Genomic DNA, 12,434 nt, shown 5'->3' with positions numbered 1-12,434 from the left:
CCGCCTGTGCATCCAACGCCAAACCATACCCATTACCGACACACAAAATGCATAAATGGGAAAATCAGGCTATTGTGATTATCCGGGGTTGGCGTATAACTAAAGTACTGCTCAGGCAGTAACGGCACACGTTGGAGGCGTGACATGACCCATGAAAGCACCCACCAAGAAGGCCACAGGGAGAAAGCTGACCGGCGGCAGGGTAGTCCCAGTAATCTGGATCACTGGAACAAACTCACCACCGCACAGAGGTTTGCATTTTATACGCTGGCGAAACTTGGCTATCAGTTACTCTTTGTTCGAGGGCAACAGAGCCAGCCTTTGGCCATCACCCGCCAGGATGAAAGACTTGCAACCATAAATAGCTGGGGGGATATCGACTTCGCCCCGGACATACAACTGCGCCATTAGCGAAAAGGAGCCCTGAGGCTCCTTTTCTTATACTGCTATCGGTCGTCGACCTTTCAAGCCGCCTGGCTTGCCACACCCATATCAGACTCAGCAATCAGCATCACAGCCGCACGGCCCAGCAATTGATTGATGGTACGTTCGCCCTGAGTGCCCAGCTCCAGCATAGCGCTTTCGCGGGCGCCACTGATGGCACGAAACTGTGTCACATCACGCTCAGCTGAACCACAAAGACTGAAGAAGAGTTTCAGTACGGCCCGATAGTGGGACTCGCGCATGGCCTGCATCCAGCTGCGCTCCAGCGCTTCAACGCTGGAAAAGTCCAGGGCTGCCATAAACAGGCGTCCAATACGCGCATCCAGACGTACCAGAAAATCCGTTTTCTTCGGGAAGTGGTGGCTGATACCAGTCCGGCTGATCCCGGTCGCTTCTGACAGCGTTGTGTATGACATAGCGTCGAAACCAATACTCAGGATTTGCTTGAGCGCCTCATCCATGATCTGGTTAATGGTCTGCTCAGTCTGCACCTTGGAACGTTTCGCCATGAAATGTATCCCCCGTTGTTATATTTGTTGCGCAGAGCTTACCAAAGCATTAGAGGGATTACTGCCAGAAAAATGGCATTCATAAGAGTATCTGACTTTCGTTCAGCCAGTGTTCAGCTAAAAACAGAACGCCATGCCAAATCACTAACCTTTGCTTAACATATGCTGTCTGGTGAGCCATTGATGGGCATTGTTCGGCCCCATCAGCAAATCGAGCGTAGGCGCCAATACGGGGCGTAATTGAGGTTTCCGCCAGTACATATAATGGGGCATATCCCGGGTGTTACCGGATTGAAAAAGATTATGCAAAAGGCTGGCGAACTCCTGCAGTTCTTCGTCAGACCACTGGGGAAGGCTTGGATAAAAATCCTGACAAAAAGCACCAAATTCAGCGAATAACGCCAGTTCTTTGGCATCATACCTGTTCAGCAAAGGAAGTAAGTAAAGGGAGCTCCAATGGGACAACTGGTTGACGTCATTGATAGCCTGAAGATTACGGCGATGAAACTGCTGCCAGGCCAGAGTGAGACTGCCTTTCTCTTTGGCAATCCGCCAATAAAGATAGGCATCGGCCAGCCATTCCTGTTCGCGCACACTGAGGATATCCGGCAACACAGAGCCTTGCAAAGCTCTGACCTCCAAATGGCCAATCTCATGCCACAGGGTTAAGGTGGATTGTTCTGCCAACGGCAGCTCCAGCAAAGCACCGGAGACGATAGCACTCTCGCGGCTGGGTGCACGCTCAGGCACCATCACAATCACCCCGGCAATCGCGGGATGGGATACGGGTGTCACCAGCGCAGTGCGATAACCCAACAGTGCCGGGATATCCGCAGGTAATTGCGCTGTCACCTCTTCAGGAAGGCTGGCAAGACAGGAAGGTATTTCGGCGAGTTCACAAAGAATCACCTCCTTACCCGCCACAGTCAGCTGTTTATGGCCCTGTAGACTGCCACTGAACTGCGCCGCATTAAGGCCACAACAGGCCATCAACAGCAGCAGATTCAGTGTCAGTCGCCACGGCATCAGTGGCGGCTCATGATGTTCTGAATGATGGCTGTGGTCGACACCCCATCTTCAAAACCAAGCACCTTCACCTGGCCACCATTGGCAATCACTTCGGCGCCACCGGCAATGTCTTCCACCTTATAGTCGCCACCCTTTACCAGGAGGTCTGGCAAGAGTCTGGCAATAACCCGCTGGGGCGTGTCTTCACTGAAGGGCACCACCCAGTCCACCGAGGCAAGCCCGGCCAGCACCGCCATACGACGATCGACTGAGTTCACAGGACGGCCATCCCCTTTCAAACGGCGCACAGAGTCATCGTCATTCACGGCCACTATCAGGCGATCGCCGAGCGCCTTGGCTTGAGCCAGATAACTCACATGGCCTGCGTGGAGAATGTCAAAACAGCCGTTGGTCATGACCACCCGCTCACCACGAAGTTTGGCCTGCTCCAGGGCATACACCAGTTGATCTTCACTGACCACGCCAATGCCAGACTCACCCTGATGGGATTTCAGGGCTTCAATCAGTTCAATACGGCTTACTGTTGAGGTACCCAGCTTGCCCACCACCACACCGGCAGCGGTATTGGCGATGGCACAGGCCTGCGGCAGCTCAGCGCCAGCGCCGAGAGCCGTCGCCAGCGCCGAAATCACGGTATCACCGGCACCAGTGACGTCGTACACCTCACGGGCAACGGTGGGAATATGCAGCTCGGGCGCATTGGGGGTAATCAGGGTCATACCCTTTTCGGAGCGGGTCACCAGCAGCGCATCCAAGGCCAGATCCTGAAGCAGCTTTTGGGCCTTATCAACCAGATCCGCTTCACTGGTGACAGTCCCTACCACGGCTTCAAATTCGCTCATGTTCGGAGTCAGCAGGGTTGCGCCACGGTAGCGGGCAAAGTCACTGCCCTTCGGGTCCACCAGTACCTTCACCCCTTTGGCGCGGGCGCTGGCAATAAAGTCGGCGGGCTCACCCACGGCGCCCTTGGCATAGTCCGACAGGATAACCACGTCCACGTCATCGAGCCGGGCTTGCGCTTGATTCAGCAGCGCGTCACTGCTGTGTTTGTCGAAGGCTTCTTCAAAGTCGAGTCGGATAAGCTGCTGGTTGCGGGACAACACCCTGAGCTTGGTGATGGTCGGCTTATCTTCCACCACCAACCAATGGGGTTCTACGCCAAGTGCCTGCACCCCGCGGGTCAACGCATCTGCGGTATCATCCTGTCCCACAAGGCCTGAGAGCTGTACCTTGCCACCCAGGGCCGCGATGTTCAGCGCCACGTTGGCAGCGCCGCCTGGCCTGTCTTCAATCTGATTGATGCGCACCACGGGCACAGGGGCTTCGGGGGAGATACGTCCGGTCGGTCCCACCCAGTAGCGGTCCAACATCACATCCCCAACAACCAAAACCCGGGCCTTCTCAAAAGCTGGCAGCGTAACCTTCATAGTACTCACATTGAATTTGCCGAAACTAAAAGCGGATTGTACCCAATTTTCTCCCGCTGTTGCGCATGTTTTGCGTTAGAATAAGCACGAATTTTTGCAACAGAGCGAGCCCCAAGTGGTAGAAAGTGCCCAATTTTCCAATCACCTGTATCACCCCAAGTACTGGCTGTTATGGCTGGGTGTAGGATTGATGCGCGCCTTGTCGCTGCTGCCCCTGCATTGGCAGATGTCCCTGGGTAAAGGGCTTGGCCAACTGGTAAGGATACTGGCAGGCAGTCGCAGCAATACCGCCAGACGTAATCTGGAACTCTGCTTCCCCAACATGAGCGACGCAGAGCGCGACGCCCTGTTTAAACGTAACTTCGAAGAAACCGGCAAAGCCGTGTTCGATACCATTTGTGCCTGGTGGTGGAGCGATGAGCGTGTAAAGCAGCATATGCACATCAAGGGAACCGAGCATGTGGAGCAAACCATTGCCGCAGGTCAGGGGGTTATCCTGTTTGCGGTACATTGTTTGCCACTGGAAATGGGCGCACGGATTTTTGGCCAGTTTCAACCCGGTGTGGGTGTATATCGCCCCCACAACAATGCGGTGATGGAATATCTGCAAGTGAAAGGACGTCTGCGCTCCAATAAGGGGTTGGTGCCCAAGCGCGATTTGCGTCAGATGGTGCGCTGTTTACGGAATGCCGAGGTGATTTGGTACACGGCCGATCAGGATTTTGGCCGCTCTTCCGCTGTATTTATTCCCTTCTTTGCCGTGCCGGATGCCGCCACCATTACCGGAGCCACCACCCTGGCCAAGTTGGGCAAAGCCAGGGTACTGCCGTTTTTTGTGGAGCGGAACGCTGATGATAAGGGCTACAGCATTGAGATTTTGCCGCCGCTGGAAGACTTTCCCGGTGAAGACGAAACCGCCGACGCCATCCGTGGTAATCAGGTGGTCGAATCATTGATTTCCCGCAATCTGCCACAATACATGTGGCTGCATCGCCGCTTCAAGACGCGCCCGGAGCAGGATGCGCCTTCGCTCTACAAGTAACAGCGTCTCGAATTCGCGTTAGGTATCAGCAGCTCAGCCTGCCTTGAGCTTCAAACCAAGGCAGGTTGGACAATCCCCTTCCATGGTACGCACCACCCAATCACAGCCCTGCCACTCAAAGCTGTCACCCTCTACCGGGTTGCGACCCAGCTTTTGGTGCATCAGGTCTTCCAGAGTCAGCCCCACTTCGTCTTCATGCAGGCCAAAGCCATAAAGCGGCGCCAAATCCGCAAGACGTACCGAAGTAGCCAACATAAAGTCACCAAAAAAGCCTGCCATGGCAGGGTTTTCCGGCGCCTCACTGAAGAGCTGACTGAGGGCGGGCAAGTCTTTGGCCTGGCCCAGCACGCACAGCACATCGTCGGCAGCAAGCTCGGTACTGCCCGAGGGGTGCAGCAAATTATGTTCCCTGAACAGCGCCGCGATGCGGGTTCCTTCCGGCATAGACAAACGCCTTAAGGGCTCGCCCACACACCACTTATTGGGTTTGAGGCGATAGACAAAAATTTCCCACTCGCTGGCTGGAAAGATGTCGACACCCGCGCGGCTGATGGGCTCTGGCTTGGGCGGCAACCCTACCCTGGCGAGCTTCATCGCCAGCGGCAAGGTAGACCCCTGGAGCAGTAAAGATACCAGCACCACACAAAAGGCCAGGTTGAAGTAGAGCTCGGCATTGGGTAGACCGGCCATCATGGGGAATACCGCCAGAATAATGGGCACAGCTCCCCTGAGCCCCACCCAACTGATAAACCAGCGCTCCCGCGCCACAAAACGCTTGAAGGGCGCCAGGCTTATCCACACTGCCAGTGGCCGGGCAATAAATATCATCCCCAGCGCCAGCACCAACCCGGGCAACAGGACCTCGAGCAATGATGAAGGCGTCAGCAGTAGTCCCAGCACCAGGAACATGCCAATCTGTGCCAACCAGGTCAGGCCGTCCATCACCGCCAGGGTACTGTGCTTACCGCGCATGCCACGATTACCAAGAAACAGACCATAGAGGTAGATAGACAGGATACCGCTGCCACCGGCCAAACTGGACAGGGCAAACAGCAACAGGCCGCCCGCCAGCACCAAAATGGGATAGAGCCCATCTGCCAACACGCTGCGATTGACGAGATGCCATATCAGGTACCCACCACCAAAACCCGCGGCCAACCCCATACCGGCCTGAAGCGCCAGGTCGCGCATCAGCCCGGGACCATCAAAGTTCCCGCCTGCGGCTATCATGGCAATCAGGCTAACAGTGAGAAACACGGCCATGGGGTCGTTACTGCCCGACTCAATTTCAAGGGTCGAACCCACGCGCTCGTTCAGTGCCCTGCCCTTAAGCAGCGAAAACACGGCAGCCGCATCGGTACTGCCAACAATGGCGCCAATCAGCAGCCCCATAAGCAAATTCAGGTCGAACAGCCAGGCAGCCAGCAAGCCGGTTAATACAGTGGTAATGGCCACACCAAGTGTCGCCAGGGAAAGCGAAGGCCAGAGCGCCAGCCTGAAGCTGCTCATCTTGGTTCGAAGGCCACCATCCAACAGGATAACCGCCAGCGCCAGGTTGCTCACCAGATAGGCCGTGGAATAATCGTTGAATTGTATACCGCCGGGGCCATCCTCTCCGGCGAGGATCCCCACGCCGAGGAATACCAGCAATATGGGTACCCCCAAGCGCGAAGACAGTGGGCTTAACACCACACTGAGTCCCACCAGCAAGGCGCCGACCAAAAACAACAAATTCATGTTTTCTGCAATCATTGCGCCTCCACATCAATAAATCGCGACAATTATACAGACAATGTGCGACATAATGACTTTTTAAAGCAAATTTAATGTCGAAACCCCAAAATAGAATTCCATATTTTATAGTGACTTTTATGACTTAATTGCTGTTTAGCCCGCTCAATCCTCTTGGTTACCACTTTCAATCAAGATCCCGGCAATATTCATCAGCACTGAATAGTGTCATTTATACAATTGAAATGTCTTTATGACATCAGGCGACATTGTTTTAAAAACAATTCAATAATACAAAATAAATTTAAAATACTGTAATTATTGAATATTTAAAGGTGGCACGAATTCTGCCTTATAGTGCTGACATTAGAACAAGCGCTAGAGAGGCCACAATGAGTTCACTTCGCAAAACGGCAATTGCACTGCTAATAGTGCTGATTGCCTCCTTCACCGTACTGCTGAGTCTTGGCAGTGAAATCTATCGGGAGATGCCTCCCATTCCGGATGCCTTCACCAGTGAAAGCGGTCAAACGCTTTACAGCAAAAACGACATCCTTCGCGGCCAGCTGGTTTGGCGCTCCATGGGTGGGCACCAACTGGGCTCTATTTGGGGCCATGGCTCCTATGTGGCGCCCGACTGGTCAGCCGACTGGTTACACCGTGAGGCCGAAGCCTGGCTGAATATCAGCGCCCAAAACCAGTATGGCAAAGCCTTTGCTGAACTGGATAAGTCGCAGCAGGCCGCGCTTGAACAGGCGCTGCGGGACGATATGCGCCGCAACACCCTGTTTAACAACGGCGATAAACTGGAAGTGCAGCTGAGCGCAACACGCATCGAGGCTATTGGTCAGGTGGTTGAGCACTATGTGGCACTCTTCGGTGACGATGCCTCCATGCAAACTCTGCGTGAGCAGTATGCCATGAAGGAAGGCACCATCCCCGACCTTGAAAATCGTCAGCAGCTCAACGCCTTCGTATTCTGGAGTGCCTGGGCGGCCATCACTGAGCGCCCCGGTGAAACTTACACCTACACAGCCAACTGGCCCTACGATCCTCAGCTTGGCAATACCCCCACCTCAGACAATATCGTCTGGTCGATTTTGAGTATTGTCACCCTGATAGCCGGGATTGGCGGTCTGGTGTGGTATCACGCAGCAGGTAAGGCCCATCCACTGCCAGAGCCAGCAAAAGAAGACCCCCTGTTCCGCTTCAAGCCTACCCCATCACAAAAGGCCGTGGGCAAGTATTTCATCACCGCCATTGGCCTGTTCCTGCTGCAGATAGTACTGGGGGGCATCACTGCCCACTATGCGGTGGAAGGTCAACAGTTCTACGGTCTGCCACTGGCCGAGATCCTGCCTTATTCGGTCACCCGTACCTGGCACACCCAGCTGGCCGTGTTCTGGATTGCCACTGCCTGGCTTGGCACAGGTCTTTACATCGCCCCTGCACTGTCGGGTTATGAGCCAAAGTATCAGCGTCTTGGTGTGAATGTACTCTGGGTTGCTCTGGTCGTGGTGGTTCTGGGTTCCATGGCCGGTGAATGGTTGGGTGTTCAGCAGTATTTCAGCCTCGACAACAACTTCCTCTTCGGTCACCAGGGCTATGAATATGTAGACCTTGGCCGAGTATGGCAGATTCTGCTGCTGGCGGGCCTGATGATTTGGCTGACTCTGGTCACTGCCGCTATTCGCCCCGCTCTTAAGCTGCAAGGTGAGATGCGTCCTGTGATTTGGGTGCTCTACGCCTCCTGCGTTGCCATTGGCCTCTTCTACGGTGCGGGCCTCTTTATGGGCAAACACACCAACCTGGCGATGGCCGAATACTGGCGCTGGTGGGTAGTGCACCTGTGGGTAGAAGGCTTCTTTGAAACCTTTGCCACCTCGGTTATCGCCCTGCTGCTGGTTCGTCTGGGTCTGATCCGTGCCCGCAATGCCAATGCTGCCGTGCTCTTCGCCACTGTAATCTTCCTTACCGGTGGCCTTATCGGCACCCTGCACCACCTGTACTTTACCGGCACCACCAACTCCATCATCGCCTGGGGCTCTATCTTCTCGGCACTGGAAGTGGTTCCCTTGGCTCTGATTGGTTTTGAAGCGGTTGAAAGCTATCGCCTGCGTCATGCAGCCCCCTGGATGCAGCGCTACCACTGGGCCATCATGTTCTTCGTCGCCACGGCCTTCTGGAACCTGGTGGGTGCCGGCGTACTCGGCTTCCTGATTAATCCTCCAATCTCGCTCTACTTTATTCAGGGTCTGAACACCACGGCAACCCACGGCCACGCTGCCTTCATGGGCGTGTACGGCATGCTGGGTATAGGTTTGATGCTCTCTTGTCTGCGCGGCCTGACCCTGGAAATGCCCTGGAATGAGAAGCTGCTCAAGGGCGCGTTCTGGAGTCTGAACCTAGGCCTGGCAGCCATGGTATTTATGTCGCTGCTGCCCATGGGTATCACCCAGTTCTTCGCTGTGATTGAAAACGGTTACTGGTTTGCCCGCTCACCAGCGGTTATCCACTCCTCCACGGTGGAAACTCTGGTGTGGATGCGGGTGTTCGGCGACGTTATCTTCAGCGTCGGTGGTCTGCTGCTGGCCATGTTCCTGGTGGATATTGTTCGCAAGGCAATGTCACGCCGCACTGTGGCCGCTATCCAAACCTCCACTATCTAACCTTAATAGGGGGCGCTGTGCGCCCCCATGTCAAAATGACAATTTCCCCCAACCAGAGTATGCTGACCCCAACGCCATTCATATCGGGGCAGTCTACCTCAATGCCGCTCAACCAAACCCTGCTCACCCGCATCGCACTGGACATCACTTCCGGCTTGTCGCACCGTGACCGCTTTGCCAGACTGGTGGACACAGTTAAAGCCAATCTGGGTTGTGATGCCGCCGCGCTGCTGGAATTCCGCGACCGCCATTTTGTGCCCCTTGCCACGGCAGGGCTGGCCGAAGACGTGGCCGGACGCCACTTTGCCATCGACAGCCACCCGCGCCTCGAAGCCATTGCCAGAGCAGGCGATCTGGTACGCTTCCCCGCCGACAGTGCCCTGCCAGACCCTTACGACGGCCTTATTCCCAATCAGGAGGACAGGCTGCACGTGCACGCCTGCATTGGCCTGCCACTGTTTGACGATGAAAAATTGATAGGCGCCCTGACACTGGATGCCTTCGACCCGCAGCGATTCGATAATCTGGGCACCATGGAGCTCAGAGCACTTGGCGCCTTAAGTGCTGCATCTTTGAAAAATGCCCTGCTGCTGGATAAATTGGAGCGGGTGTCGCTGCTTGGTCATGGCAGTCGCGAGGCAAATAACGATACCCCGCCCATGGTAGGCAATGCCCCTGTGATGGAGAGCCTGCGTCAGGAAATTCTGGCGGTGGCAGGCACGGATCTGAGTGTACTCATACTGGGCGAAACAGGTACAGGCAAGGAGCTGGTCGCCCGCGCCGTGCACCAAGCCAGCCCACGGGCCAATAAAGCACTGGTGTACCTCAACTGCGCCGCCCTGCCTGAATCGGTGGCCGAAAGTGAGCTTTTTGGCCATGTGAAAGGGGCCTTTACCGGCGCCATCAGTCACCGCAGCGGTAAATTTGAAACTGCCGACAAGGGCACCTTGTTCTTGGACGAAATCGGTGAGCTGCCACTGGGACTGCAGGCAAAGCTCCTCCGTGTACTGCAATACGGTGATGTGCAGCGCATCGGCGATGACCGCAGCCTCAAGGTGGATGTACGCATTATTGCCGCCACCAATAAGGATCTGAAACAGGAAGTACTGGCCGGTCGTTTCCGCGCTGATCTGTATCATCGTCTCAGTGTTTTCCCGCTTCACGTGCCGCCGCTGAGGGAGCGGCCGGAAGATCTTGGCCCCCTGTGCGGTCATTTTCTTGAGCAGAGCCGCAAGTCTCTCGGGCTGTCGGTGCTCAGAATAAGGCCCGACGCCCTGAGTCGCCTGAAAAACCATGACTGGCCGGGCAACGTGCGCGAGCTTGAACACGTGATAAAAAGGGCTGCCACCCTGGCCAGAGCCGCCAGCGACGACGGCGCCGTGATGATAGAGCCCCAGATGCTCGCCATCGGTGGCCAGAGCGCATCACTGCCAGTGCAAAGCCCGGTGACGGGCGCTCAGGTGGAAGGCAAAAACCTCAAGGAGGCTACTGACGCATTTCAGGCGGCTTACATAGGCCAGATCCTCAGCGCCAATCGCGGTAACTGGGCCTCCACCGCCAGAGCACTTGGACTGGATCCCGGTAACCTGCACCGGCTGGCCAAACGGCTCGGATTGAAATAATTATTGTCAAATAGCAGTTGAAATTCTGCGCGAATTCGATGAGGATGCCTGCTCTGCCATGGAGTCAGACATCAAGGTATCCCACAGGCTCAGGATTGTGCCGCACCAGTGAGAGTCAATAGAGTCAGATGAAACCTGTTTTTAGCCTCGTCATATTTTTCAGCCTCATCAGCTTCTGCCAATCGGCACTGGCGGTGATCTATCCCCTGCCAGCCAAAGACAGCCGTTTGGTGGGAGAAAACCAGTATTATGTTGTGCCTGACGATAAGCGCACCCTCGAAGACATAGCCGCTCAGTTTCAGTTGGGTCTGTCAAACCTGATGGAAGCCAACCCGGGGGTCGACCCCTTCCTGCCCAAGCCAGGCAGTACCCTGATCATTCCCCATCAGCTGATCCTGCCCGATGCGCCCAGGGAAGGCATAGTGATCAACATCGCCGAGATGCGGCTCTATTATTACCCCAAGGGCAAAAAAATCGTGGAAGTACTGCCCATAGGGATTGGCCAGGTAGGCCGTGACACCCCGGAAAACTGGGTCACCACGGTGCAGCGTAAACGCGCCAACCCAACCTGGACTCCCACTGCGCGTATCCGCAAGGAATATGCAGCCAAGGGCGTGACCCTGCCCCCCGTGTGGCCGGCTGGCCCCGACAACCCCATGGGGCTCTTTGCACTTTATATTGGCAACCTTTACGCCATCCACGGCACCAACGCCACCTTTGGTATTGGTTTGAGAGTAAGCCAGGGCTGTGTGCGTCTGCGTGACACCGACATCGAGCATCTGTTCAACAGTGTGCCCGTGGGTACCCGGGTGCAGTTTGTGAACCAGCCCATCAAGGCCACCGAAGAGCCCGATGGCGCGCGCTACCTCGAAGTGCACCAGCCGCTGTCACGTACTCAGGCTGAGTTTGATTCTGCCGAGCCTGTGCCACTGACTCTACCCACGGCCATCAGCCGCTTTGTTGCTCATGCCGAAACCGACTCCTTCGTGCTCAAGCGTCTGCTGGAAGCCCGTACCGGCATGCCAACCCGCATCAACCCCTGAGTTGGTCTCGTCTGACACCCAGATAAATAAAAACAGCCACACGATGTGGCTGTTTTTATTTATGCTCTGACACGCTCACGGGCTGAACGATTAACTTAGCTCCGGTGCCAGCATATTCACAAAGGTGTTCATGGCGGCGGCATTGGCCAGGATACGTTGATCCAGTGGCTGCTGGCCCGGAGTCTCACTGCAGCAACCCACCCGGGCGCCGCTTCGCACCAAAAAGGATTCGAACGAGGTATCGAAGTGGTTGAAAATCACACCACTGCGTACCGGACAGTTATCGACGTCACCATCGGCGGCAATGGGGAAATACTGCCCCAGCGCATCCCGCAAGCTGTGGCTGAAACGCCCCGGAGCCTGGCTTGGCTCAAAGGTATACACATAGGTGTCTGTCATCAGCACATCTTCATGGCAGGTGAGGATGCCATCGCGGCTGGCCACCTGCAGCAGGTGGGCGTGTTCAAGCAAGATACGCCCTTCTGCCGAGGTATCGGCGCCGGGCTTTGCTTTGCCATTTTCAATAAAAAAGCCGCGATTGGGGTTTTCACCCAGCTCATTGAACCTGTGCCCTTTGGCAAACCCAGTGGGGTTAACCAGCGGCAAAACGCTCAGGTTCACCCGCTTGAACAGCTCGCCATCCAGCTGCGATAAAAAGTGCAGCAGCCCCCAGGGACCGGCTGACTCTTCACCGTGGAAACCGGCGCTGATAAGCAAATTGGGCAAACCGGCTTTCTGCCCCGGTGATTGCAACAGATACAACGGATGGTGCCCTGCCTGCCCCAGGATTTTGCTGCCAAGACCAAGGCGCTCTGTCTCAATGGCAAGCAAGCTGTAAAAACGTTGGATGTCGGTGCTTTGACATTCAAATATCTCACTGCGCCAGACAAAGGTTTGGAAGGGGGAACGACTCATAAA

The 12,434-nt window shown here is 55.5% G+C and carries 10 protein-coding genes; 5 read left to right on the top strand and 5 right to left on the bottom strand.

Annotation, left to right across the window (positions count from 1 at the left end):
• The first annotated feature begins 144 nt into the window (after window positions 1–144).
• The gene (locus SAMA_RS03860) at window positions 145–411 is read left to right on the top strand and encodes a hypothetical protein (protein WP_011758852.1); all 267 of its coding nucleotides are present in this window, start codon (window positions 145–147) and stop codon (window positions 409–411) included.
• A gap of 53 nt (window positions 412–464) precedes the next feature.
• Here the strand turns inward: SAMA_RS03860 and SAMA_RS03855 are convergent, their stop codons facing one another.
• The 3 genes from SAMA_RS03855 to hldE form a co-directional block, all read right to left on the bottom strand.
• The gene (locus SAMA_RS03855; RefSeq protein ID WP_011758851.1) at window positions 465–953 is read right to left on the bottom strand and encodes a TetR family transcriptional regulator; all 489 of its coding nucleotides are present in this window, start codon (window positions 951–953) and stop codon (window positions 465–467) included.
• 144 nt (window positions 954–1,097) lie between these two features.
• The gene (locus SAMA_RS03850) at window positions 1,098–1,979 is read right to left on the bottom strand and encodes a hypothetical protein (RefSeq protein ID WP_011758850.1); all 882 of its coding nucleotides are present in this window, start codon (window positions 1,977–1,979) and stop codon (window positions 1,098–1,100) included.
• Entirely contained in the window at window positions 1,979–3,409 is a 1,431-nt protein-coding gene (gene hldE / locus SAMA_RS03845; RefSeq protein ID WP_011758849.1) for a bifunctional D-glycero-beta-D-manno-heptose-7-phosphate kinase/D-glycero-beta-D-manno-heptose 1-phosphate adenylyltransferase HldE, read from the bottom strand. The genes SAMA_RS03850 and hldE overlap by 1 nt, the downstream gene beginning before the upstream one ends.
• Window positions 3,410–3,524: 115 nt before the next feature.
• Here hldE and SAMA_RS03840 point away from each other — a divergent pair, with 115 nt between their 5' ends.
• Window positions 3,525–4,451 carry an LpxL/LpxP family Kdo(2)-lipid IV(A) lauroyl/palmitoleoyl acyltransferase gene (locus SAMA_RS03840; RefSeq protein WP_041410099.1) on the top strand — a complete coding sequence of 309 codons (927 nt, stop codon included), beginning with the start codon at window positions 3,525–3,527 and terminating at the stop codon, window positions 4,449–4,451.
• Window positions 4,452–4,484: 33 nt separating this feature from the next.
• On the opposite strand, the gene SAMA_RS03835 is transcribed toward SAMA_RS03840, so the two are convergent.
• On the bottom strand, window positions 4,485–6,203 hold the full coding sequence (locus tag SAMA_RS03835; RefSeq protein ID WP_011758847.1) for a potassium/proton antiporter: 1,719 nt from the start codon (window positions 6,201–6,203) through the stop codon (window positions 4,485–4,487).
• A 371-nt stretch (window positions 6,204–6,574) separates the two neighbouring features.
• On the opposite strand from SAMA_RS03835, the gene SAMA_RS03830 reads away from it, so the two are divergent.
• The 3 genes from SAMA_RS03830 (at window position 6,575) to SAMA_RS03820 (ending at window position 11,516) form a co-directional block, all read left to right on the top strand.
• The gene (locus SAMA_RS03830; RefSeq protein ID WP_011758846.1) at window positions 6,575–8,851 is read left to right on the top strand and encodes a nitric-oxide reductase large subunit; all 2,277 of its coding nucleotides are present in this window, start codon (window positions 6,575–6,577) and stop codon (window positions 8,849–8,851) included.
• 101 nt (window positions 8,852–8,952) lie between these two features.
• A complete protein-coding gene (gene norR, locus SAMA_RS03825; RefSeq protein WP_011758845.1) occupies window positions 8,953–10,473 on the top strand; it encodes a nitric oxide reductase transcriptional regulator NorR in 1,521 nt (506 codons plus the stop codon).
• 128 nt (window positions 10,474–10,601) lie between these two features.
• Window positions 10,602–11,516, top strand: a complete 915-nt coding sequence (locus SAMA_RS03820) for a L,D-transpeptidase family protein (RefSeq protein WP_011758844.1) — start codon at window positions 10,602–10,604, stop codon at window positions 11,514–11,516.
• 90 nt (window positions 11,517–11,606) lie between these two features.
• Here SAMA_RS03820 and SAMA_RS03815 read toward each other — a convergent pair whose 3' ends face one another.
• A complete protein-coding gene (locus SAMA_RS03815; RefSeq protein ID WP_011758843.1) occupies window positions 11,607–12,431 on the bottom strand; it encodes an N-acetyl-ornithine deacetylase in 825 nt (274 codons plus the stop codon).
• Window positions 12,432–12,434 lie beyond the last annotated feature (3 nt).

Origin of the sequence: Shewanella amazonensis SB2B, assembly GCF_000015245.1 — a bacterium.
Classification (GTDB): domain Bacteria; phylum Pseudomonadota; class Gammaproteobacteria; order Enterobacterales; family Shewanellaceae; genus Shewanella; species Shewanella amazonensis.
Note: the sequence above shows the minus strand (reverse complement) of the source record. Positions and strands in the feature narration are given on the sequence as shown.

What these genes read in the sequence shown, in the direction of transcription:
- SAMA_RS03860 (WP_011758852.1), top strand. Translation starts at nt 145, where the DNA reads ATGACCCATGAAAGCACCCACCAAGAAGGCCACAGGGAGAAAGCTGAC.
- SAMA_RS03855 (WP_011758851.1), bottom strand. Translation starts at nt 953, where the DNA reads ATGGCGAAACGTTCCAAGGTGCAGACTGAGCAGACCATTAACCAGATC.
- SAMA_RS03850 (WP_011758850.1), bottom strand. Translation starts at nt 1,979, where the DNA reads ATGCCGTGGCGACTGACACTGAATCTGCTGCTGTTGATGGCCTGTTGT.
- hldE (WP_011758849.1), bottom strand. Translation starts at nt 3,409, where the DNA reads ATGAAGGTTACGCTGCCAGCTTTTGAGAAGGCCCGGGTTTTGGTTGTT.
- SAMA_RS03835 (WP_011758847.1), bottom strand. Translation starts at nt 6,203, where the DNA reads ATGATTGCAGAAAACATGAATTTGTTGTTTTTGGTCGGCGCCTTGCTG.
- SAMA_RS03830 (WP_011758846.1), top strand. Translation starts at nt 6,575, where the DNA reads ATGAGTTCACTTCGCAAAACGGCAATTGCACTGCTAATAGTGCTGATT.
- norR (WP_011758845.1), top strand. Translation starts at nt 8,953, where the DNA reads ATGCCGCTCAACCAAACCCTGCTCACCCGCATCGCACTGGACATCACT.
- SAMA_RS03820 (WP_011758844.1), top strand. Translation starts at nt 10,602, where the DNA reads ATGAAACCTGTTTTTAGCCTCGTCATATTTTTCAGCCTCATCAGCTTC.
- SAMA_RS03815 (WP_011758843.1), bottom strand. Translation starts at nt 12,431, where the DNA reads ATGAGTCGTTCCCCCTTCCAAACCTTTGTCTGGCGCAGTGAGATATTT.